Origin of the sequence: Sinorhizobium sp. NG07B (assembly GCF_002532005.1) — a bacterium.
GTDB classification, from domain to species: domain Bacteria; phylum Pseudomonadota; class Alphaproteobacteria; order Rhizobiales; family Rhizobiaceae; genus Sinorhizobium; species Sinorhizobium fredii_C.
In genome coordinates this window covers 234319-256569 of record NZ_NWTD01000001.1, presented here as the reverse complement: position 1 = coordinate 256569, position 22251 = coordinate 234319, and the positions used below count along the sequence as shown (strand labels likewise).

The window sequence follows — 22251 nt, the reverse complement described above, 5'->3', positions numbered from 1 at the left end:
ATCGTAATGGTTCGCTGCATGTGCAAGCGCCGGAATCATGCAGCATTTCAAGCACTACCGCATGCCCTCGTGAAAAGGCACGCGGCGCTGTATAGCCTTTTTGCCGGTCGATTGACAGGGAAAATCGGGGCGCTGCGCAACGGCCCGGGCGCGTCGAGACGCGCCTCTCAAGTCAGCGGCCGGCGAGGTCCTTTTTCAAGGCGTAGAGCGCATCCAATGCGTCGCGCGGCGTCATGTCGTCGGGATTGAGCGCCCTTAGCGCCTCTTCGACCCTGGAGGGGCCGGAGGCCCTCGCCGCCTCTTCGCGCCTGACCGCCACCTGGAAGAGCGGCAGGTCGTCGATCAACTGGCTCGCCGGATTCTTGCGGTCGGCATCCTCAAGCTTGGCAAGCACGTCCCTCGCCCGCGCGACGACGGAGGCGGGAAGCCCGGCAAGGCGGGCGACCTGAATGCCGTAGGATCGGTCGGCCGCGCCCGGGCCGACCTCGTGCAGGAAGATCACGTCGCCGTCCCATTCCTTGACCCGCATCGTCGCATTGGAGAGCCGCCCGAGCTTTTCCGACAGCACCGTCAGTTCATGGAAATGGGTGGCGAAGAGCCCGCGGCAGCGATTGACCTCGTGCAGATGCTCGACCGCCGCCCAGGCGATCGACAGGCCGTCGAAAGTCGCGGTGCCGCGGCCGATCTCGTCGAGGATGACGAGCGAGCGGTCGGTCGCCTGGTTGAGGATCGCCGCCGTTTCGACCATCTCGACCATGAAGGTCGAGCGGCCGCGGGCGAGATCGTCCGAGGCGCCGACCCGTGAGAACAGCCGGTCGACAATGCCGATATGGGCAGCGTTGGCGGGCACGAAGGAGCCCATCTGCGCCATGATGGCGATCAGCGCGTTCTGGCGCAGGAAGGTCGACTTGCCGCCCATGTTCGGACCGGTGAGCAGCCAGATGGCGCCGGCCTCCGGACCGTCCGGAGGCGACAGGTCGCAGCCATTGGCGACGAAAGGATTGGCCGCCTGGCGCCTGAGCGCCTGCTCGACGACCGGGTGGCGTCCGCCGTCGATCGAAAACATCCGCGAGTGATCGACGAGCGGCCGGGCATAGTTCTGCTCCTCGGCAAGCACGGCAAGCCCCGCCGAGACGTCGAGCGTCGCGAGCGCCAGCGCCGCCGCCTTGATCGCGTCGGCCTCGGCGACGACCTCGCGGGCCATCGCCTCGAAGGCCGCGAGCTCGATCGCCAGCGCCCGATCGGCGGCATTGGCGATCTTCGTCTCGAGCTCGGCAAGTTCCGTGGTAGTGAAGCGCATCGCATTCGCCATGGTCTGGCGATGGATGAAGCAGGCACGGCCGGCATCGGTGTCGGTCATGGCGCCGGCATTGCCGGCCGTCACCTCGATGAAATAGCCGAGCACATTGTTGTGCTTGATCTTCAGCGACTTGATGCCGGTCTCTTCGCAGTATTGGAGCTGCAAGCCGGCAATGACGCGACGCGACTGGTCGCGCAGCGCCCGCATCTCGTCGAGTTCGCCGCTTGCCCCTTCGCGCAGGAAGCCGCCGTCCCGCTTCAGAAGCGGCAAGTCTTCGGCAAGCATTGAATCGAGGCGCTCCAGCAGGGCTGCCGGCAAGGCGGCGAGCGCGGCTTGCGCTTCGGTAAGCTCCGACGAAAGCCGCGCCTCCGCAAGCAGCGCCGAGGTCGCCGCCGCGGCCCGAAGTCCCGCCTGAATGGCGCCGAGGTCGCGCGGGCCGCCGCGGCCGAGCGCGAGCCTAGAAAGGGCCCGCGGCATGTCCGGCGCGCGCCGCAAGGCGTCGCGGACGTCCATGGCGAAGCTTGGCTGGTCGATAAGGACCTCGATCGAATCGAGACGGTGATTGATCCGCTCCGGGTCGGTGAGCGGCGACATCAGCCGCTCGGCGAGCAACCGCGCGCCGCCGCTGGTGACTGTGCGGTCGAGGGCTCTCAACAGGCTACCGTCGCGGGAGCCGGACAGCGTCTTGACGAGTTCCAGATTGGCGCGGGTTGCCGGGTCGATGAAGAGGGTCGAGGCGGCGCTCTCCCGCTCCGGGATGCCGAGCGCCGGTCGTTCTGCGAGCTGCGTCTTCTCGACATAGGAGATCGCGGCGGAAGCGGCGGCAAGTTCGGCGCGCGAGAAGGTGCCGAAGCCGTCCAGGGTCTTTACGCCGTAGTACCGGCCGATCCGGCCTTCCGCCGTGGCACTGTCGAAGAGGACCGCCGGCTGCGGCACCGCCACCCGGCCGAGCACGTCGAAGACCGGGCGCAGTTCCGGATCGTGGAAGACGGTATCCGGCAGGATCAGCTCGCGCGGCTCGACGCGCAGAATATCGGCGAGCAGCCGGCTTTCCGCCGTCTCGGCAAGACGGAAAATGCCGGTGGAAATGTCGATCCAGGCAAGCGCATAGGCCGGATCCGAACCGCTGCGGATGCGGGCGAGCGCCATCAGATAGTTGGTTTCCGAAGGCGAGAGCAGCTTGTCCTCGGTGATCGTCCCCGGCGTTACCAGCCGCACGACATCGCGGCGTACCACCGATTTGCTGCCGCGCTTCTTGGCTTCGGCGGGGTCCTCCACCTGTTCGCAGACTGCGACCCGGAAGCCGAGCGCGATGAGCTTCTGCAGGTAGTCGTCGGCGGCGTGCACCGGCACCCCGCACATCGGGATGTCTTGTCCGAGATGCTGGCCGCGTTTGGTAAGCGTAATGCCAAGCGCGCGCGAGGCTTCCACCGCATCCTGGAAGAACAGCTCGTAGAAATCGCCCATCCGGTAGAACAACAGCGAATCCGGATTGTTCGCCTTGATCTCGATGAACTGCTCCATCATCGGCGTGGCAGTGGAGCGGCTCTCCTCGCTCGCCAGATCGGACACGGAAAGGACGTCGCCCGTGCGGCTCGATGCGTCAGGCATGAAATTCATGATTGTTCCAAAAAAAGAGATGTCACACTATCCGCAAGCATTTATAGACGACAACAACAAAGAGGCTGATCGAAAGGGTCGCCCACAGGAGGTTGAGGAAACATGCCGGCTACCGACAAGTCCGACCGCACGAGGACGAGCGTGACTGAACAGGAAGCACTCGACTTCCATTCCCAGGGTCGTCCCGGCAAGCTGGAGATCTCGCCGACGAAACCGATGGCGACGCAGCGCGACCTGTCGCTCGCCTATTCGCCGGGTGTCGCCGTTCCCGTCAAGGCAATCGCCGAGGATCCGGCGACGGCCTATGACTACACGGCGCGCGGCAACATGGTGGCGGTTATTTCGAATGGCACGGCGATCCTCGGCCTCGGCAATTTGGGGGCGCTTGCCTCGAAGCCGGTGATGGAGGGCAAGTCGGTGCTCTTCAAGCGTTTCGCCGATGTCGATTCGATCGACCTCGAGGTCGATACCGAGAATGTGGACGAATTCATCAACTGCGTGCGCTTCCTCGGTCCCTCCTTCGGCGGCATCAATCTCGAGGACATCAAGGCACCGGATTGTTTCATCATCGAGCAACGACTGCGCGAGGTCATGGACATTCCGGTGTTCCATGATGACCAGCACGGCACGGCGATCATCGCCGCCGCCGGTCTCATCAATGCGCTGACGCTGACCGGGCGCGACTTCAAGACGACCAAGCTCGTCTGCAACGGCGCCGGTGCGGCCGCCATCGCTTGCATCGAGCTGATCAAGGCGATGGGCTTCAATCCGCAAAACATCATCCTCTGCGACACCAAGGGCGTGATCTTCAAGGGCCGCACCGAAGGCATGAACCAGTGGAAGTCGGCGCATGCGGTCGAGACCGATCGCCGGACGCTGGCCGAGGCGGTCGAGGGCGCCGACGTGTTCTTCGGACTCTCGGCAAAGGGCGCGCTGTCACCCGATATGGTGCGCTCGCTCGCTCCGAAGCCGATCATCTTCGCCATGGCCAATCCGGATCCGGAAATCACCCCGGAAGAGGTCGCCCAGATTCGCGACGATGCAATCGTCGCGACCGGCCGCTCCGATTATCCGAACCAGGTCAACAATGTCCTCGGCTTCCCCTATATCTTCCGCGGCGCGCTCGACGTGCGCGCCTCGACGATCAACGACGCGATGAAGATCGCCGCGGCGGAAGCGCTTGCCAGCCTCGCCAAGGAAGACGTGCCGGACGACGTCGCCGCCGCCTACCAGGGCAACCGGCCGCGCTTCGGAGCGCAGTACATAATTCCGGTGCCCTTCGATCCGCGCCTGATCTCAGCGATCCCGATGGCGGTCGCGAAGGCAGCCATGGAGACGGGCGTCGCGCGCAAGCCGATAACCGATCTCAATGCCTACGGGCAGCAGCTTTCGGCCCGGCGCGATCCGATCGCATCGACGCTGCAGCGCATCTACGAGCGCGTCCGCCGCCAGCCGAAACGCATCGTCTTCGCCGAGGGCGAGGAAGTGCAGATGATGCGCTCGGCCATTGCCTATGCGAACCAGCAGCTCGGCACGGCCATCCTGCTCGGACGCGAGGAGCAGATGCGCGAAACCGCCGAGCGGGAAGGCATTGATCTCGACCGACCGGGCATCCAGATCGTCAATGCCCGCCTGTCGAAACGTGTCGGCGCCTATACCGACTTCCTCTATGCCCGCCTGCAGCGCAAGGGATATCTCTTCCGCGACGTGCAGCGGCTGATCAACAACGACCGCAACCACTTCGCCGCCTCGATGGTCGCGCTTGGCGATGCCGACGGCATGGTCACCGGTCTTACGCGCAATTATTCGACGGCGCTCGAGGACGTCCGCCGCTGCATCGACGCAAAGCCCGGCCACCGGGTGATCGGCGTCTCGATCGCGCTCTGCCGCGGCCGCACCGTGCTCGTCGCCGACACCGCCGTGCACGACATGCCGTCGGCCGAGGAACTGGCCGATATTGCCGAGGAGGCCGCCGGCCTCGCCAAGCGGCTCGGCTACGTGCCGCGCGTCGCGATGCTGGCCTATTCGACCTTCGGCCATCCGTCGGGCGAGCGCTCCGAGCGGGTGCGCGAGGCCGTGAAGATACTCGACCGCCGCCGTGTCGACTTCGAATATGACGGCGAAATGGCCGCCGACGTGGCGCTCAATCACCGGGTGATGGAGCAATATCCGTTCTGCCGGCTTTCCGGCACCGCCAACGTGCTGGTGATGCCCGCCTTCCACTCGGCCTCGATCTCCACCAAGATGCTCCAGGAGCTGGGCGGTTCGACGGTCATCGGCCCGCTGCTCGTCGGCTTCGACAAGTCGGTGCAGATCGTCTCCATGTCGGCCAAGGACTCCGACATCGTTAACCTGGCCGCAATCGCCGCCTACAATGCCGGGACCTGACGGGGCGGATGCGCCGTTTCGGCACGGCCCACCTTGTCGTAGTCAAGCGCATTTGTGAATCTGTACAGTAACGGTACAAAGTCTCCAAATAAAACAAGAGCCCACTTCTTGAGAAGGAAGTGGGCTCAATACATTGTGGCCAACCTACAGCTTACGTCATCAAAAATACGGAACTTTCCGCGATCGCGGCTCCCTCCAGCCGCAGCGGCGGTTGCCCCCTTCTTTTTTACACCGCTTCGTAATGAAATTGAGATCCAACCACGAGGATATATTTCCGTCTCATTATGTTAGAAGTCAAACATACACTTAATAAGTGGTTAACGGTTAAACTGCGACGTAAAAGGCATGGCTTCGCCGAGCATGATCTTCTTGAACGATCGGCGTGATGGGGAGATCAGGAGACGGATGAAGAAAAACGTCCCGCGTCGGCACCGTAGTAGTTGAGATAGCGACCGGAAATATTGCTGATCGGCAGAACGATCAGCACGTCTGTCGTGCGGAAAGCGTGATCGACCACGGCACCGTCGCCGACCATGGCACCAAGCCGCATATAGCCCTTGATCAGCGGCGGCAGGGCCGCAAGCGCCTTTTTCGGATTGACCGCCTCGGACGGCATCAGATCCATCGTGCGATAGAGCTCCGGCCGGGCGGCGACCGCCCATTCGTCGCGAGCCAGAATATTGTGGTGCAGGAAGGAGAGCGCCAACGCGTGCTCCGCCGGAACCACGCCCGGAAGCGAACCGCAGCCGAACATGGCGTCGATGCCGTGCCTCAGCGCATAGGCCCAATTGCCCTGCCAGAGCAGTTCCACCGTGCGCTTGGTCCGGTACTCCGGCAACACGCAGGATCGGCCGAGTTCCATGAAGCGCTTGTCCGGATGCCGGGCGAGAAGATCGCCGATCGCGAACTCGGAGGCCGAATAGAAGCCGCCCGCGCGCACGGCAACCTCCTGGCGCAGCAGGCGATAGGTGCCGACGATCTGCTCCTCGGCATCGCCTTCGATCGACGTGTCGAGGACGAGCAGGTGGTCGCAGATCGCATCCCAGCCGTCGACATCGCGTTTGCGCCGTTCTGCTTCGGGCGCCACCTGCGCCTTCATCTCCTCGACGAAAACCCGGTAGCGTACCGCCTGCGCCGCATCGATCTCCGCGGCCGTACGGGCAAGGCGCGTTTCGAGATTGGCGATACGGCCGAGAACATCGGTTGCCGGTGCCGCAATCGTCTTGCGGACGCAAGCCTGTGAAGTGTCAACCACGCTCGTCGAATCCAGAAGGTCGATCGTCATGCCGTGTCATCCCGAATCGTCAGTGTCCGTCGGGCTTAGACCACGTTTCTGCAACAACATAGTGACACGAAAACGCAAGACAACCCCGAGGCGGGACAATGCCGCGCGGCGGCTAGGCTTGCCCGACCCCAAGCAGCCGAGCGACTTCATTGAGGAACTGCTGCGGTTCGACCGGCTTTGTGAGAACGGCGTCGACGCCGGCCGCAAGCAACAGCCGATGAAGATCGCTACGGACGTCGGAGGTCAGAACGATCACCGGCAGGCGACGTCCCGTTCCGGGCGCTTCCTTTGCGCGAAGGCGCCGCAGCAGGGCAAGACCGTCGCCGCCCGGCATGTTGACGTCCGTCACGATGAGCGCCGGGGCACCCTTCTCTCGCAACACGGCCTCGAGCGCGGCGAAATCGCCAACAGGGTGGACGGCGTGCCCGGCTCCTTCGAGCATTTTCCGCAGGATCAGGGCGTTCACCGGATCGTCCTCGGCGAGCAGCACCGGGCGGCCGTGATCTCGGACCGTTGCCGCCTTCGGCGGCTCCGCCCTCAGGATCGGCCTGTTGTCGTTGATCCCGTCGCGCCTTTCGATGCCCGTCATGCGGCCGAGCAACACCTCGACCAGCGATTTCTCCCGCAAGGGGCGTATCAGCCAGGCCTCGTAGCCGCCCATCCTGCTGAGCGGATGGCTGCTGCGCTCTTCGGGGCTGATCAGGCAGGTCTTGCGCAATCGCTGCCGCCCGAGCGCCGGCTCCAGGGAGAGGAGTTCGCGCAACTGCGCCGCATGGCGGTGATCGACGATAATATCCGTCAGCGGCAAGCGATCGGCGAGCGCGTCGGCTGCGACAGCGCGGGCGGCCGAGAGGGATCCGGCACGGTGGCACTTGCCGCCGAGCGTCTCGATCGTCGCCGCAAGCGCCGTCGAAGCAGGACCGTCGGGAGCGAGCAAGAGTACATGGGTGTCGGCAAGGACACCGCGGCGGGGCTGAGCCGCCGAACCGGCTCCAGCGACCGGGAAGCGAATTTCGAAGCGGCTTCCCTCTCCCGCGATGCTCGACGCGGTCAGGCTGCCGCCGAAAGCCTCCATGATGCGGCGGGATATCGCCAAACCGAGACCCGTTCCCTTGGAGCGCTGGGCGTCGTCGCCGGCCTGTTCGAACTCATCGAAGACACGCGCCAGTTCGTCGGCCGACATGCCGAGGCCGCTGTCGTCGACGCGGATGCGGACGATCCCCGCTTCGAAGCCGGCCGTGACGAGGACGCCGCCGGTCTCGGTGAATTTCACGGCATTGCCGATAACGTTGAACAGCACCTGCCGCAGCCGCGCCGCATCGAAGGCCACGCCGCGCGGCACACTCGCATCGATCGCGGCGCCGATTTCGATGCCTTTCTCATGGGCACGATGCGAGAGCATCTCCACGACGTTCTCGATGACGAGGCGCAGGTCTTGCCCGGACGGATGCAATTGAAAGCGCCCAGCCGAGAGCGAGGAGAAGTCGATCAGGTCCTCGACCAGTTGCACCAGGGCGTGGCCCGACTGCTGCATGTCGGCAAGATAGTTCCGCTGCTCGGCCGACAGTTTCGTCTGGGCGAGCAGATGGCTCATGCCGAGAATGCCGGAAAGCGGCGTGCGGATCTCATGCGTGACGGTCGCAAGCAGCCGCGATTTCGCCTGGCTCGCCTCTTCGGCGCGCTGCCGCGCCTCCTCCCGCCGGCGTGCCGCCTGCGCTTCCTCCGTTATGTCGCGGGCGATGCTGTGGCGCATCAGCCGGCCGGTTGCCGGGGCGCGGATCACGACATCGTGCCAATCGAAAAGGCGCAAGCCCGCCGGCGTCGCCAAGCGGACGATGAAACGGTCGGGATCCGGCCGCGTTTCGAACTCGAGGCCCAGCGAGGAGCAGGTCAGCCCCCGCACGTCGGCTCGCCCGCACATTCGCGTGAACACCCGGTTCGCCTGGACGATCCTGCCGTCCATGCCGCGGACGAGAGCAATGTCGCCCAGCGCGTCATGGATCGTCGAAAGCAGCTTCGCCGTCTCGGAACACAGCGCATCGGCTGCGGCCCTGCCCGCCTCCGGAACCTGCCCGGAGGCCGTGCCATGGCTGGAGAGCAGCAGAAAGCCGCCAACAAGGGCACTGAGGGCCGCAAGGACCGGCAGCAGATAAAGATCGGCGCGCGCGCCGACGACCAGCAGAACGCCCGCAGCAGCGAGGCCGGCGAGCGCAAGGAGAAGTCGCCCGACGGATGCTTCGCCGCCGATCGCCGGCCGCAAGCCACCACCGAGCGTAGTCGCCTTCGAGAACGTGATTCCAGCCGCTCCGGATCGCGCGCCCGAGCCGGCTTGGTTCCGATGCTTGACCGATGGAAGCTCGCTCATGCCTTCAACCTGGCATGGCAAGCCTTCCGAATGGCTTCAACGGACGTCTAAAGTTTTAGCGACCGCGGTTTTTTCGCCTGCAACAGCTCGTCCAGAATGATCGCACCGGCCCCGACGGTGATGAAACTGTCGGCGAGATTGAAGACGGCGAAGGACCAGGTGGCGGTGTGGAACAGGATGTAGTCGATGACATAGCCGAAGAGCAGCCGGTCGACGAGGTTGCCGAGCGCGCCGGCAATGATCATCGCATAGCCGAGATGGGCGAAGAAGCGGTCCTTCGGAGTGCGGCGCCACAGCCAGAGCACGAAAGTGACGACGGCGAGACGAATGCCGACGATGAACCAGCCTTCCATGCCGGAGAGCATCGAGAAGGCGACGCCGTAGTTATAGGTGCGGTAGAGCGCGAGCATCGGGATGACCGACACCGCCTCCTGGAAGGGCAGGAAGGCTTCCACCAGATACTTGATCGCCTGGTCGGCAACGAGCGCGACGAGAATGAAAAGCGCGATCGGCAGCGGCCGGGAAAAAAGGGTGTTGCGTTCACTCATCAGCGCTCATCCAATGAAAGAAGATGGCGGCGCGCCTCGAACAGCATGATGCCGGTGGCAATCGCCAGATTGAGCGAGTCGGCCCGGCCCGCTTGCGGAATGCGCGCCAGTGCGCCGGCTTCGCGAGCGAGCTCGACGGGCAGGCCTGCCTGCTCGTTGCCCATCAGCAGGACGACCGGCTTCGACCGGTAGTCTATGGTGCGATAGTCGACGGAGCCCGCCAGATGCGTCGCCACCACCTGGACGCCGGCCGACTTCTGCCAGCGGACGAACTCCTCGGCACTGGCCCGCGCGATCGGCAAGGCGAAGACCGAGCCCATCGTTGCGCGCACCGTTTCGAGCGAGAAGGGATCGGTGGTCTCGCCGACCAGGATGATGCCGGACGCTCCGGCGGCGTCGGCGGTTCGGATGATCGTGCCGAGATTGCCGGGATCGCGCACCCGGTCGAGCGCCACGTAGGTCTCGCCCTCCTGAGGGCGGATATCCTTCAGCGGCCGGTAGCGTTGCTCGAAGATGCCGACCACCATCTGCGGGTTGTCGCGGCGGGTGATCGTCGAGATCACCTTCTCGCTGACCTCGAGGACGAGCCCGCCCTTTGCCACCGCCTTTGCCGCTATCTGCTCGACCTGCGGCTTGCCTTTGGCCGCCTTGGCATAGACGAGCGTCTTGATCTTCCAGCCGAGATCGAGCGCATCGATCACCAGCTTCAGCCCTTCGGCCATGAAGGAGCGCGTCTCGTCGCGATGCTTCTTCTGGGAGAGCGCGCGGATATCCTTGATGATCGGATTGGTGAGGCTGGTGACCTCCTTGACCTGGCCGACGCGCGACGTGCCGTGATCGCTTCTGTCAGAATTCATTTGGGTACCCAGCGGCTGAAGAGGGAGGTGGACAGCGCCCGACCGGGCGCCGTGCCGTCGAGACCGCCCTCGCGGATGATGAGCTCGCCCGATTCCACCCGGCCGGCGCGCCCGCGCATCGTCTCGCGCATGAGCTCGTGGATCGAATAGAAGCTGGCGCGGATCGAATAGGCGGTGAGCACCAGGCCGCGAGCATCCTCAGACAGGATTTCGCGGCAGATGTCGAGCATCGCCGCCAGATGGTCGAAGAGCTGCCAGACCTCGCCGTTCGGACCGCGGCCGAACTTGGGCGGGTCGGTCAGAATGATGTCGTAGCGGCTGCCGCGTCGCTCCTCGCGCTGGATAAACTTCATGGCGTCGTCGCAGATCCAGCGGATCGGCAGTTTCTCGGCGCGCGCCATGGCTTGGTTCTCGCGTGCCCAGCCGATTGCCTTCTTGGAAGCATCGACATGGGTCACCTCCGCGCCCGCCTTCGCCGCGATCAGCGAGGCGACGCCGGTATAGCCGAAGAGGTTGAGCACCTTCAGCGGCCGGCCGGCCGACGCGACCTGGTCTTTCATCCACGACCAGTGGGCAAGCTGTTCGGGGAAAACCCCGACATGCCGGAACGAGGTGAATCGGCCGAGAAAATCCGTGTCGAGAAGCTGCATCGGCCAGGTTTCCCCGAGCGCTTCCTGCGGGAAACGCCAACGGCCCATGCCATCCTCGTCGGTGTCTCCGGTGAAGATCGCATCCGCCTTTTCCCAGACGCCAGAGGGCAGCGCCTTCGGCCACAGCGCCTGGGCTTCGGGCCGGACGATACGATAGAGCCCGTACTGTTCCAGCTTCTCGCCGTCGCCGCTGTCGATCAGGTGGTAGCCGGCGGTCGGCCGCGTCTCGAGGATGAGCGGCACCGTCTCGGCCGGCTTCGCGCCGCTCCGCGGCTCCACGCGGCGCGGCGGCGTGCTCTCCTGTGCGGCCGAACGCGGCAATTTCTGCGGCGCCGCCTTTGGCGACGGCAGCCCGCCGGCCTTGCCCTTCTGAGGACCGCCCTTTGCCGAAGAATGCCTTTGCTCGTGACGACCGCCACGCGCCTCTGCGCCGCGTCCCTTGGCCGCCGTGACCGAGGCGTTCTTCGATCGCCGATCTTTTTCCTTCACGCGCTGATCCTTGGATTTCGCTCGATCACCGGCACATCCCTTTTGCCCGGCCAGCAGAGGGAATGTGCCCTGGCCGCGCGCCCGGACGGATGCGCGACTTGCTCAGTGCGTGCAATAGCATCGCGGATGCTCTTGGCAAAGCCGTTTCCGGTCTGCGAAGATCGGTGACTTCACTACAGCGTCGCGCGCCTCAGGCGCGCAAAGGTCGCTGTAGCACTTTGAATTGCTGCATGTCTTTGTCCTTAAAATCGAGGTCGATTTAGGGACACATACAGTAGAAGGGAGGAAGCTCTATGGACATTACCGGAGAGGAGCGGATCGCGGCACGGCGGGAAGCAGTTTGGCAATGCCTGAACGACCCCGAGATCTTGAAGCGGTGCATTCCCGGTTGCCAGGCGATCGAGGCGGTCTCGCCGACGGAACTCACGGCCGTCGTGAAGGTCAAGATCGGTCCGGTTTCGGCGACCTTCAACGGCACGGTCATGCTCTCCAACCTGAATCCGCCCGAAAGCTACCGGATATCGGGTGAGGGAAAGGGCGGCATCGCCGGTTTTGCCAAGGGGGGCGCGGATGTCATGCTTGCCGAAGCGAGTGACGAAACGGTGCTGCGTTACGACGTCAAGGCCGAAGTCGGCGGCAAGCTCGCTCAGCTTGGCTCCCGCCTGATCGATTCGACGGCCAAGAAGCTCGCGCAGCAGTTCTTCGCCAATCTGAACCTCGCCGTCAGCGGCGAGCCGGCGGGCTGAAGCGCGCCCGCATCTCGGCCAGTCAGTTCTGCGGCGCCGGCAGGCTCGATTGCGCCAACCTTTCGGCCTCGCTGCGGTGCTTTTCAGCCTCGCGATGCCATTTCAGCGCCTCATGGGCCTCGTTGCGCGCCCGGCGGCGGTACTTGCCCTGGCTGAACCAAACCACGGCGGCCCCAAGGAACAGGCCGAGGACGACCGCCAGAAATAGGAAGAGGAAAAACGGCGCGGATACGGAAAGCACGTTGTCGGCCGGATCGAAGGGATTGAGCGACAATGTAACGGTCTGTCGGTTGGCGACGCTCAAGGCGACAAGGATCACCCCGAGCGGTACGAGCACGACGATGTTGACGATTTTCTTGAACATGCACCGCTCCGGCTATGGCACCGGCTCGGAATGCTCTGCGGCAGGCACGGTGCGCTGTTGGAATGAGAGGGGCGACCGCCGCTTTCAAAACGTACGGCGCTGTCGTCGCTGCGCCTCTCGCTCAGTCTTCATCCTGACCGTTCATACCTGGATTGAGCCGTTCGCGCAGCTCCTTGCCGGTCTTGAAGAACGGCACCCATTTCTCCTCGACGAAGACGGAATCGCCAGTGCGCGGATTGCGGCCCGAGCGCGATGGCCGGTTCTTCACCGAGAAGGCACCGAAACCGCGCAGTTCGACCCGGTTTCCGGCCGCGAGTGCGTCAGTGATCTCATCGAGGACCGCATTGACGATATTTTCAACGTCGCGGTGATAGAGATGCGGATTGCGCGCGGCCACAATCTGCACCAGTTCTGACTTGATCACTTTCGCCCCCTGGTCTTTTGCTTTTTGTGAATGTTTGTGACGCTTGGAAGGCCTCACCGGACGCCCGGAGCATGGGTGAGGCCCCATCTCGCCTCAGGGCGGCATTTCTAGCCTTCCTTATTGAGCATCAACCTGCCAAACCGAAACAAGACCGTCAAGAAACAACTTGTCGCCGCCAATCTTTTCGATCCCGTTCATCGCCGGAAAAGCATCATATCCCAACAGCTTGAGCCAATTGGATACGACCGTCGAAAGCCCGAAGGGGAAGGAGCCGCCCGGATCCTTCCAATCGACGACGGGCAGGTCCTTCGACACCTTGCGCTCGGCCAGAAATGCCCTGATCTCGTCGTCGCCACCGATCGTGTCGACGAGTTTGTCCCTGAGAGCCTGCCGCCCGGTGAAGATCCGGCCGTCTGCCAGCGCCAGCGCCTCCGGCCGCGGCAGCTTGCGCCGCTCGGCCACGAGATCGACGAACCAGTTGTAACTGTCGTCGATCATCGTCTGGATCATCGCCCTTGCCTCGGGGCTGGGCGGGTGGAACGGCGAGGGCTCGGCCTTCAGCGGCCGCGACTTTATCGACTCCAGCGACACGCCGACCTTGTCCATCAGTTCCTTGACCTGCGGATACTGGAAGATGACGCCGATCGAGCCCGTGATCGAGGTTTCGCCGGCGACGATGCGGTCGCCGGCAAGCGCGATCATGTAGCCGGCGGAGGCGGCAAGCGTCCTGACATCGGAGACCACCGGCTTCTTGGCTGCGACTTTGCGGATCGCCTTGTAGAGCACCTCTCCGCCATAGGTGGTGCCACCCGGCGACGATATGGTCACGATCAGAGCCTTGGCGGAATTGTTGTCGGCAATGCTCTCCAGCCTCTCGACCAGCTCCCGATCGTCCTGGATGACGCCCGTCACGGTCACGCGGGCAACGTGCTCGCGGGCCCGTCCGCTGACCTCCGTCCAGCCCGAAAGGGCAACGAGCGCGAAACCGCCCAGAACGAGGATGGCAGCCGCCGCCCAGCGCCAGAAGCTCAACTTCCGGCGCAGGCTGCGGCGATCGGCAACGGCGAGTTCGTCCATGGGCATCTCCCAAATCTTGGCGCGGGTCCTGTCAGTTTCCTCAGGAACATGCTATCTGCGCCCGCGGTGGCAGGCTAGATAGGCGCGGCTGGCGACGGAGGAAAGTCGAAAGCCCGCGTTTTTCGCAGTCCCTTCAAACTTTTTGCCGCTCCATTGCCGGACGATAACAAAATAACCATATTCGCCGTGACCTACGCCATTGCATGTAAATGCGGATCTTGCGGCTATCGCAAGATCCGAACGGAACCAACAGGCTCTTGATGCTGAACCAAGCGCGTTTTCCCGATATCGTCGCCGATACGGGCACGAGCTCCGTGGATGCCTATGCATCGGCGGCGCGACACTCCGCGCGGGTGAAGCGCCTGAAGATCGTCCTGCCGCTCGCGGCCGGCGTCATCGCTCTCGTCTTCGCGGCCATTTCCTTCATCCGCGCCTTTCTGCCGGAGGAACTGCAGCTCGAAACCGCGACGATCGAAAACGGCAAGATCGTCATGCAGAATCCGGCGATTTCCGGCCGCAACCGGCAGGATATCAGCTATTCCATGAAAGCCCAGCGGGCGCTGCAGGACATTGCCAATCCGGACATCATCACGCTCGAGAAGATCCACGCCGAGATGCCGGTCAACGAGACTTTGGTGGCGACGGTCGACGCGACGAGCGGCATTTACGATCGCGGCGGAAATACGCTCGATATGAACGCGCCGTTCACTATTTCGATGAATAATGGCGTCAATGCCGATTTCCAGTCGGCATATCTGGATATCGACGCCGGCGAAATGGAGACCAAGCATCCGATTGCCATCAGCATGAACGGCGGATCGATCATTGCGCAGTCGCTGCGAATGACAGATAAGGGACGTATTGTAACATTCGAAGGCATGGTCCGGGTCAATGTCGAACCCAGCGCCATCCGCAAGAACGCCAAATAGGACCTGGTGCACCCCCATGTCGGTCACATCTACCGTTTCTTTTAAGGTATCCGCCACCCTGGCTGCCGCCGGGCTCGGCGCTTTGATCATTGCTTCCGGCGCCTTGGCGCAGGCCACATCCAGCCGCATGAAGGGCATGCAGCTTTCCAACGACCAGCCGATCCAGATCGAGAGCGACAAGCTCGAGATCAAGGATCCGGAAAGCAAGGCGATCTTCACCGGCAATGTGAAGGTCGTGCAGGGCACGACGACGCTGCAGGCCGGCAACATGACCGTCTTCTACAAGGCGACCGAAGGCGCGACGATCACCAGCGGCAACGCCGATATCGACCGGATCGAGGTCAGCAACAAGGTGTTCTTGAGCTCCGGCGCCCAACAGGCCACGGGCGATACCGGCCTCGTCAACCTGACCAACCAGACGATCGTGCTCAAGGGCGAGAAGGTCGTGCTGTCGGAGGGCAAGAACGTCTTCGTCGGCTGCCAGTTGAATGTGCAAATGGATACGGGCGAAGCCCAGCTCGAGGCCTGCGGCGGCCGCGTGCAGATTCAGCTCGATCCGCAGTCCCGCAAGCAGAATTGATGCAAGATTCGGACGTGCAGATCCCCTTTCTTCCCAAACGCAAACGGGTCAAGAAACCGTCGGCGGCAGCCGTTGCTGCGCGCACGGTCGACAAGGCGCGCTATGACGGCACGCTGATCGCCCGCGGCCTGACGAAATCCTACCGCTCGCGGCGCGTCGTCAACGGCGTCTCGCTTGTCGTGCGCCGCGGCGAGGCGGTCGGTCTGCTTGGGCCGAACGGCGCCGGCAAGACGACCTGCTTCTACATGATCACCGGATTGGTCCCCGTCGACGAGGGAGCGATCGAGATCAACGGCAACGACGTCACCACCATGCCCATGTACCGCCGGGCGCGGCTCGGCGTCGGTTACCTGCCGCAGGAAGCCTCGATCTTCCGTGGGCTGACGGTGGAGGAAAACATCCGCGCCGTGCTCGAAATCCACGACAAGAATGTCGAGCGGCGCGAAAGCAAGCTCAACGACCTGCTTGGCGAATTTTCGATCACGCATTTGCGCAAATCACCGGCCATCGCCCTTTCCGGCGGCGAACGCCGCCGCCTCGAGATCGCCCGCGCCCTTGCAACCGACCCGACCTTCATGCTGCTCGACGAACCCTTTGCGGGCGTCGATCCGATCTCGGTCGCCGATATCCAGGCGCTGGTCCGGCACCTGACCTCGCGCGGCATCGGCGTCCTGATCACGGATCACAACGTCCGCGAAACGCTGGGGCTGATCGACCGCGCCTATATCATCCATGCCGGTGAAGTGCTGACCCACGGGCGCGCCAATGACATCGTCACCAATCCGGATGTGCGCAGACTTTATCTCGGCGACAATTTCAGCCTGTAACCGTGCGTGCAGGCGAATTACCGCTTCACAACGCCTCGGCGCTTGACCAAATCCCAGTAATAAGCAATTTTTGGGCCAACTAAGAAATGGCCCGTCCACGCTAGACCGGCCCGAAGAATTGACGGGAGTTTCGCGTCTGCATGGCTTTGTCCGCCAGCCTTCATTTGCGACAGTCACAGTCGCTGGTCATGACCCCGCAACTGATGCAGTCGATCCAGCTGCTTCAGATGACGCATCTCGAACTCGGCCAATTCATCGCCCAGGAAGTCGAAAAGAACCCGCTGCTGGAGTTTCAATCGGCCGAGGAGGCAGGCTCCGGCCCAGACCGGTCCGAACGCGACGAGGCAGGCCTTGCCAGCGAGACGGGCGGCGGGGCGGAGGAGAGTGGCAGCCAAAGCGACCTCTATGACAGCACCATGTCGAGCACCGGCGAGAGGCTCAGCGAAGAACTCGACGCCGACTTCGCCAACGTCTTCCAGGACGATACGGCTCCGCAGCGCGCGGATGCGCCGGAGCTGCTCGGCCAATGGAAATCGATGCCGGGCGCCGGCGGCGGCGATGATGGCGAAGGATACGATCTCGACGATTTCGTCGCCGGCCGGAAAACGCTCCGCGAGACGCTGCTCGAGCAGATCCCCTTTGCGCTTGCCGCCGCGCGCGACCGGCTGATTGCCCAGCATCTCATCGACCAACTCGACGAAGCGGGCTATCTGCATGCGGAGATCGGGGAAACGGCGGCAAGGCTTGGCGTGGCCGCGCAGGACGTGACGCGCGTCCTTTTCGTCCTGCAGCAGTTCGATCCGCCCGGCGTCTTCGCGCGCTCGCTCAGCGAATGCCTTGCCATTCAGCTGCGCTTGCGCAACCGCCTCGACCCGGCCATGGAGGCGCTTGTCGCCAATCTCGAGCTTCTGGCGCGCCGCGACTTCGCGAACCTCAAGAAGATCTGCGGGGTGGACGAGGAGGATCTCGTCGACATGCTCGCGGAGATTCGCAAGCTCGATCCGAAGCCGGGGACAAGCTTCGAGACCAGCATCACCGAGGCGATCATACCCGATGTCGTCGTCCGCTCGGCACCCGATGGCGGCTGGCTGGTCGAGCTTAACCCTGACGCGCTGCCGCGGGTCCTCGTCAATCACGACTATTTCGCCGAGGTTTCACGCCACAGCCGGAAAAACAGCGCCGAGCAGGCTTTCCTCAGCGATTGCATGCAAAACGCCAATTGGCTGACGCGCAGTCTCGACCAGCGCGCCAGGACGATCATGAAGGTCGCGAGCGAGATCGTGCGGCAGCAGGACGCTTTCCTCATCCATGGCGTCGACTACCTGCGGCCGCTGAACCTCAGGATCGTCGCCGACGCGATCAAGATGCATGAATCGACGGTGAGCCGCGTCACCTCGAACAAATACATGCTGACCCCGCGGGGTCTTTTCGAGCTGAAATACTTCTTCACCGTGTCGATCGGCTCGGCGGAAAACGGCGACGCCCATTCGGCGGAATCCGTCAGGCACCGCATCCGCACGTTGATCAGTCAGGAAAGCGCCGATGCGGTGCTGTCTGACGACGATATCGTCGATGTCCTCAAGCAAGCCGGGGTCGACATCGCACGGCGCACCGTCGCCAAATATCGCGAAGCGATGAACATCCCCTCCTCGGTCCAGCGGCGCCGCGAGAAGCGCGCGCTTGCCAAGGCAGCCGGGTTCTGATTGGGGTTTTTTTGCGGCTGCAATTGACTCGCTGCGACGCAGGCGATATGAGGCCGCCGCGAAATGCCGAGCCAGTCACTCCACTTCGGCGGCTCCACGCGCCCCGTCCGCCCCTCGTTGAAACGCTTGGATGACGAAGGCGCTTGGAATAGACTGGATACGCAAGTCACGAACGAGAGAGGAAACTCCATGAGTGTGCGTGTATCCGGTAAACATATGGAAATCGGCGAATCGTTTCGCTCGCGCATAGGCGAGCAGGTCCGCGAGGCCGTAACCAAATATTTCGACGGAGGATATTCAAGCCAGGTCACTGTGGAAAAATCCGGCTCACGCTTCAGCGCCGACTGCAAGCTTCATCTCGACACGGGCGTGGTCTTGCAGGCAAACGGTCAGGCGAATGAACCACAGCTGGCCTTCGACGCGGCTTCGGAGCGCATCGAAAAGAGGCTCCGGCGCTACAAGCGTAAGCTCAAGGACCATCACAACGGCAATGGTCAGAATGCTACCGAGGTGGCCTACAGGGTAATGGACTCGGTTCCCTTCGAGGACGAGGAAGTTCCCGATGATTACGCACCGACCATCGTCGCCGAAAGCACGAAGCAATTGAGGACAATGTCCGTCGCCAACGCCGTCATGGCGCTCGACATGACGGACGAGCCGGTGCTGATGTTTCGCACCCCCGGCAAGGAAGATCTGAACATCGTCTATCGGCGCAATGATGGAAACATTGGCTGGATCGACGCCGCCAATATCAAAGGATGAGTGGGTTCGGGGAATGCCGGCGCGGTCGGCCTTCCCCGCCGCTCCGATCGGCGGGCCAGGAAAATTCGTCTTTTCTGTGAATGCGACCCACCAGCCTAAAGATGGTTGGAGCCATTGCGGCAAATTTGTGTTGAAGTTGTCAGGCTCTGACCGGCAAACGAGGATAAAAGAATGGCATTGGCAGGCTTGCTGCACCAAAATGCGATCATCCCGGCCATGAGGGCCAACTCGAAAAAGCAACTCCTTCTGGAATTGGCAGCAAAAGCATCGAAGCTCACCGGTCTGCCGGAACGGGAGATTTTCGACGTCATCCTGCAGCGCGAACGCCTCGGCTCGACCGGCGTCGGCAACGGCATTGCCATCCCGCACGGAAAGCTCAGCAATCTTTCTTCGCTCGTCGGCATCTTCGCGCGGCTCGAGACGCCGGTCGATTTCGAAGCCCTTGACGACCAGCCGGTGGACCTCGTCTTCCTTCTGCTCGCCCCGGAAGGCGCCGGAGCCGATCACCTCAAGGCCCTGTCGCGCATCGCGCGGGTGCTGCGCGACCATGATATGGTGACGCGCATCCGGGCGACCGATTCCGCCAGCGCCATCTATATGCTCCTCAACGAGGACACGACCTCGCACGCCGCGTGACAACCGGGCGCAGTGGAGCGGCCCGGATTCCCTTGCGACTTCGCTGACCGAAGACCGATCGTGTTTCCGTCCGCGTCCGGATTGATCAAACAATTCAAGCGTTCCGCTGCTCTCGCCCACCCGAAAAGGGCTATCGACAGCTTCCCCGTCGTCAACAATAATCCACTCCGGCATTCGATCGGCGATGCGGGGAGGACGACATCATGACGGGCAGGCTTTCGGGCAAGGTCGCGTTGATCAGTGGCGGCGCCGGCGGCTGCGGGCTGGCGGCCTCCGAGCTTTTCGCGCGCGAGGGCGCCAAGGTCGGCATCGTCGACCTGCCGAAGAGCAAAGGCGAGGAGGTTGCAGCCGCCATTCGCGCCCGGGGCGGTGAGGCCGTGTTCGCGGCCGCCGACGTCTCGGTCTCGGCCGACGTGAGTGCGGCGGTCCGCCCCGTCGAGGATGCCTTCGGCCCGATCACCGTCCTCTTCAATCATGCCGGCATTCTCGCCGTCGGACCCTTCCTCGAAACCGAAGAGGCGGAGTGGGACCGGCTGATGGCGGTGAACGTGAAGAGCATGTTCCTGATGACCAAGGCGGTGCTACCGGGCATGATCGGCGCCGGCGGCGGCAGCATCGTCTGCACCTCGTCGATCTCGGCAGTCGCGGCGACGCCGATGGAGGTGCTCTACGACACGACAAAGGGCGCCTGCCACATGTTCGCCCGGGCGATCGCCGTCGAGTTTCGCGACCGCGGCATTCGCTGCAACGCCGTCTGCCCGGGCTTCATCGCCACCGATCACGGCAAGCGCGAGCTCGCCGGCCTCACCAAACACGGCGTCGATGTGTCCGAAGCGGCAATCGCCGCCCAGCAGGGGAGGATGTGCGATCCGATGGAGGTCGCCAATGCCGCGCTGTTCCTGGCGAGCGACGAGGCGAGCTTCGTCAACGGCACGCATCTCTTCGTCGACAATTGTTTCACGGCCGTCTGAGGAGACAAGCATGCTGCAAGCGGGTGGTCATTGGCGCAACTGGGTCGGAAATCAGTCCTGCATCGTCCGTCACAGGGGCGTGCCGGAGAGCGAAGCGGAACTTGCCGAGATGGTGCGGGAAGCGACGTCCGCCGGTCTCAACGTTCGCTGCGCCGGCTCCGGCCATTCCTTCACACCGGTCGCGCTGACGAGCGGCCTGCATCTGACGCTGTCCGGCATGCAGGGCGTCACCCAAATCGACCAAGCACGCAAACGGATATCGGTCAGCGCCGGAACGACGATCAACCAGCTCGGCAAGGCGCTGAAATCGAACGGCCTGTCGCTCATCAACCAGGGTGACATCGACAGCCAGGCGCTCGCCGGCGCGCTCACCACCGGCACGCACGGCACCGGCGCGGCGCTCGGCAACATGGCGTCGCAGATCGTCGGCATGCGCCTGGTGCAGCCGGACGGCTCGATCCTCGTCGTCGACGAGACGACGCCGGATCTCCTGGAGGCCTCCCGCGTCTCCGTCGGCATGCTCGGCGTCATCTCGGAAATCACCCTTCAGGTGATGGACAGCTACAACCTTCATGAAAAGCTGTGGCGCTGCGACTTCGACGAATGCATGGAGCAGCATGACGAGCTCGCCGCGAAGCATCGCCATTTCGGCTTCTTCTGGTGCCCGGTTCCGGAAAGCCGCCATTGCTACTGTCTGCCGGATACATCATCCGTCTCGACGACGGAAAAGACCGCCGATGTCTGCGAAATGAAGGTGATCGACATCACCGAGCGCCCGCCGATGGACCGGGCCTTCGAGCGGATCGCCTATTCCTCGGAAATCTACCCGATCGAATATGTCCCGAACTTCCACGAACTCGAATATGCGGTGCCCGTCGCACACGGCAAGGAGGCCGTCCGCGCTGTGCGCCAGCTGATGCTCGAGAAGCACCCCACCTGCATCTACCCGATCGAATACCGCTTCACCGCTGGCGATTCCGGCTGGATCAGCCCATTCTTCGAGCAGGATTCGATCACGCTTTCGGTCTCCGGCGAACCGGGCACCGACTATTGGGACTATCTGAAGGACGTCGACACGATCCTGCGCCAATATGGCTCGCGCCCGCATTGGGGCAAGCTGCACTTCTTGGGCGCCGAAGACGTGACGGCGCTCTATCCGCGCTCCGGCGATTTCCGGGCGCTACGGGCGAAGGTCGATCCGGAGGGCCGCTTCCTGAACGACCATCTCCGGCAGCTTTTTGGGTAGGACCCCTGCGAGGTCGTTTGCAAGCAAGCAACGTCAAACGCCGCTTCACCTTACGCGGTCGCTCCAAACGCGGGTCGGAGGAATAGCTGCGGCACTGAGCCCGGGCAAGCAGCACACCAAAATATCAGACGCTCAATAACGACCCGTTGTACCAAACATCCTCATAATTCCCGCTAATCAGAAATCGCCATCCGGGCGGCAAAGCAAGATACTTCTGAATCTCAGGATACCAACCAGCCAAATGCCGCACATGCAGTGGTTTAAAGAAATCCGTGTCCGCAGATAGCATTTCACCGGCCCATATATACCAGCCGGTGGTGTCGCCTTCGGGCGGATGACGCAAGCCATTTATGGGCGTTTTACCATCCCAGCCGTTCAGAGCGATCCCTACCTTCATCCCTGGTGGTGAAAGGTAGTAAGCCGTGCCGTATTTCGCGCAGATTTCTTTCTGCGCATTTTCGACTGCGTCGGTCAGATCCAACCT

20 protein-coding genes are annotated in these 22251 nt (G+C 63.2%); 10 read left to right on the top strand and 10 right to left on the bottom strand.

Translation table 11 applies throughout. The features are described from left to right. Positions 1-172: 172 nt before the first annotated feature. Entirely contained in the window at positions 173-2920 is a 2748-nt protein-coding gene (gene mutS, locus CO664_RS01310) for a DNA mismatch repair protein MutS (protein ID WP_097537747.1), read from the bottom strand. Positions 2921-3022: 102 nt separating this feature from the next. On the opposite strand from mutS, the gene CO664_RS01305 reads away from it, so the two are divergent. Further along, the gene (locus CO664_RS01305) at positions 3023-5308 is read left to right on the top strand and encodes an NADP-dependent malic enzyme (protein ID WP_064252534.1); all 2286 of its coding nucleotides are present in this window, start codon (positions 3023-3025) and stop codon (positions 5306-5308) included. Between the two features lie 394 nt (positions 5309-5702). On the opposite strand, the gene CO664_RS01300 is transcribed toward CO664_RS01305, so the two are convergent. From CO664_RS01300 to CO664_RS01280, 5 genes are all read right to left on the bottom strand, one after another. Next, positions 5703-6593 (bottom strand): GNAT family N-acetyltransferase, encoded by an 891-nt coding sequence (locus tag CO664_RS01300; protein ID WP_097537746.1) that lies wholly within the window; start codon positions 6591-6593, stop codon positions 5703-5705. Between the two features lie 112 nt (positions 6594-6705). Further along, entirely contained in the window at positions 6706-8958 is a 2253-nt protein-coding gene (locus CO664_RS01295; RefSeq protein ID WP_097537745.1) for a PAS domain-containing hybrid sensor histidine kinase/response regulator, read from the bottom strand. 47 nt (positions 8959-9005) lie between these two features. Continuing rightward, a complete protein-coding gene (gene lspA, locus CO664_RS01290; protein WP_097525540.1) occupies positions 9006-9506 on the bottom strand; it encodes a signal peptidase II in 501 nt (166 codons plus the stop codon). Then, positions 9506-10363, bottom strand: coding sequence for an RNA methyltransferase (locus tag CO664_RS01285; RefSeq protein ID WP_097537744.1), 858 nt, complete (start codon positions 10361-10363; stop codon positions 9506-9508). The genes lspA and CO664_RS01285 overlap by 1 nt, the downstream gene beginning before the upstream one ends. Beyond that, positions 10360-11502, bottom strand: a complete 1143-nt coding sequence (locus tag CO664_RS01280; RefSeq protein WP_097537743.1) for a class I SAM-dependent rRNA methyltransferase — start codon at positions 11500-11502, stop codon at positions 10360-10362. The genes CO664_RS01285 and CO664_RS01280 overlap by 4 nt, the downstream gene beginning before the upstream one ends. A gap of 293 nt (positions 11503-11795) precedes the next feature. Between CO664_RS01280 and CO664_RS01270 the strand changes: the two genes are divergently transcribed. Beyond that, complete coding sequence (locus tag CO664_RS01270) at positions 11796-12248, top strand: carbon monoxide dehydrogenase subunit G (RefSeq protein ID WP_097525537.1); 453 nt, start codon at positions 11796-11798, stop codon at positions 12246-12248. Positions 12249-12270: 22 nt separating this feature from the next. On the opposite strand, the gene CO664_RS01265 is transcribed toward CO664_RS01270, so the two are convergent. The 3 genes from CO664_RS01265 to sppA all read right to left on the bottom strand — a co-directional run bounded on the left by CO664_RS01265 (position 12271) and on the right by sppA (position 14113). Further along, the gene (locus CO664_RS01265) at positions 12271-12612 is read right to left on the bottom strand and encodes a LapA family protein (protein WP_037420795.1); all 342 of its coding nucleotides are present in this window, start codon (positions 12610-12612) and stop codon (positions 12271-12273) included. A gap of 121 nt (positions 12613-12733) precedes the next feature. Beyond that, positions 12734-13036, bottom strand: coding sequence for an integration host factor subunit beta (locus CO664_RS01260; protein WP_037378120.1), 303 nt, complete (start codon positions 13034-13036; stop codon positions 12734-12736). 117 nt (positions 13037-13153) lie between these two features. After that, on the bottom strand, positions 13154-14113 hold the full coding sequence (gene sppA, locus CO664_RS01255; protein WP_037420798.1) for a signal peptide peptidase SppA: 960 nt from the start codon (positions 14111-14113) through the stop codon (positions 13154-13156). A gap of 260 nt (positions 14114-14373) precedes the next feature. Between sppA and lptC the strand changes: the two genes are divergently transcribed. From lptC to CO664_RS01215, 8 genes are all read left to right on the top strand, one after another. Beyond that, a complete protein-coding gene (gene lptC, locus CO664_RS01250; RefSeq protein WP_037420801.1) occupies positions 14374-15042 on the top strand; it encodes an LPS export ABC transporter periplasmic protein LptC in 669 nt (222 codons plus the stop codon). Positions 15043-15058: 16 nt separating this feature from the next. Then, positions 15059-15622: an LptA/OstA family protein gene (locus CO664_RS01245; protein WP_037420804.1), complete on the top strand. Its 564-nt coding sequence runs from the start codon at positions 15059-15061 to the stop codon at positions 15620-15622. Positions 15623-15636: 14 nt separating this feature from the next. Further along, positions 15637-16449: an LPS export ABC transporter ATP-binding protein gene (gene lptB / locus CO664_RS01240; protein ID WP_176536527.1), complete on the top strand. Its 813-nt coding sequence runs from the start codon at positions 15637-15639 to the stop codon at positions 16447-16449. 140 nt (positions 16450-16589) lie between these two features. After that, positions 16590-18152, top strand: a complete 1563-nt coding sequence (rpoN, locus tag CO664_RS01235) for an RNA polymerase factor sigma-54 (protein WP_097537742.1) — start codon at positions 16590-16592, stop codon at positions 18150-18152. A 189-nt stretch (positions 18153-18341) separates the two neighbouring features. Beyond that, on the top strand, positions 18342-18914 hold the full coding sequence (raiA, locus tag CO664_RS01230) for a ribosome-associated translation inhibitor RaiA (protein WP_037378109.1): 573 nt from the start codon (positions 18342-18344) through the stop codon (positions 18912-18914). A gap of 171 nt (positions 18915-19085) precedes the next feature. Continuing rightward, the gene (ptsN, locus tag CO664_RS01225) at positions 19086-19550 is read left to right on the top strand and encodes a PTS IIA-like nitrogen regulatory protein PtsN (protein ID WP_037420810.1); all 465 of its coding nucleotides are present in this window, start codon (positions 19086-19088) and stop codon (positions 19548-19550) included. A gap of 203 nt (positions 19551-19753) precedes the next feature. After that, positions 19754-20521, top strand: a complete 768-nt coding sequence (locus CO664_RS01220; RefSeq protein WP_097525534.1) for an SDR family NAD(P)-dependent oxidoreductase — start codon at positions 19754-19756, stop codon at positions 20519-20521. Between the two features lie 10 nt (positions 20522-20531). Further along, positions 20532-21767: a D-arabinono-1,4-lactone oxidase gene (locus CO664_RS01215; RefSeq protein WP_097537741.1), complete on the top strand. Its 1236-nt coding sequence runs from the start codon at positions 20532-20534 to the stop codon at positions 21765-21767. Between the two features lie 124 nt (positions 21768-21891). On the opposite strand, the gene CO664_RS01210 is transcribed toward CO664_RS01215, so the two are convergent. Next, positions 21892-22248: a hypothetical protein gene (locus CO664_RS01210; RefSeq protein WP_097537740.1), complete on the bottom strand. Its 357-nt coding sequence runs from the start codon at positions 22246-22248 to the stop codon at positions 21892-21894. Positions 22249-22251 lie beyond the last annotated feature (3 nt).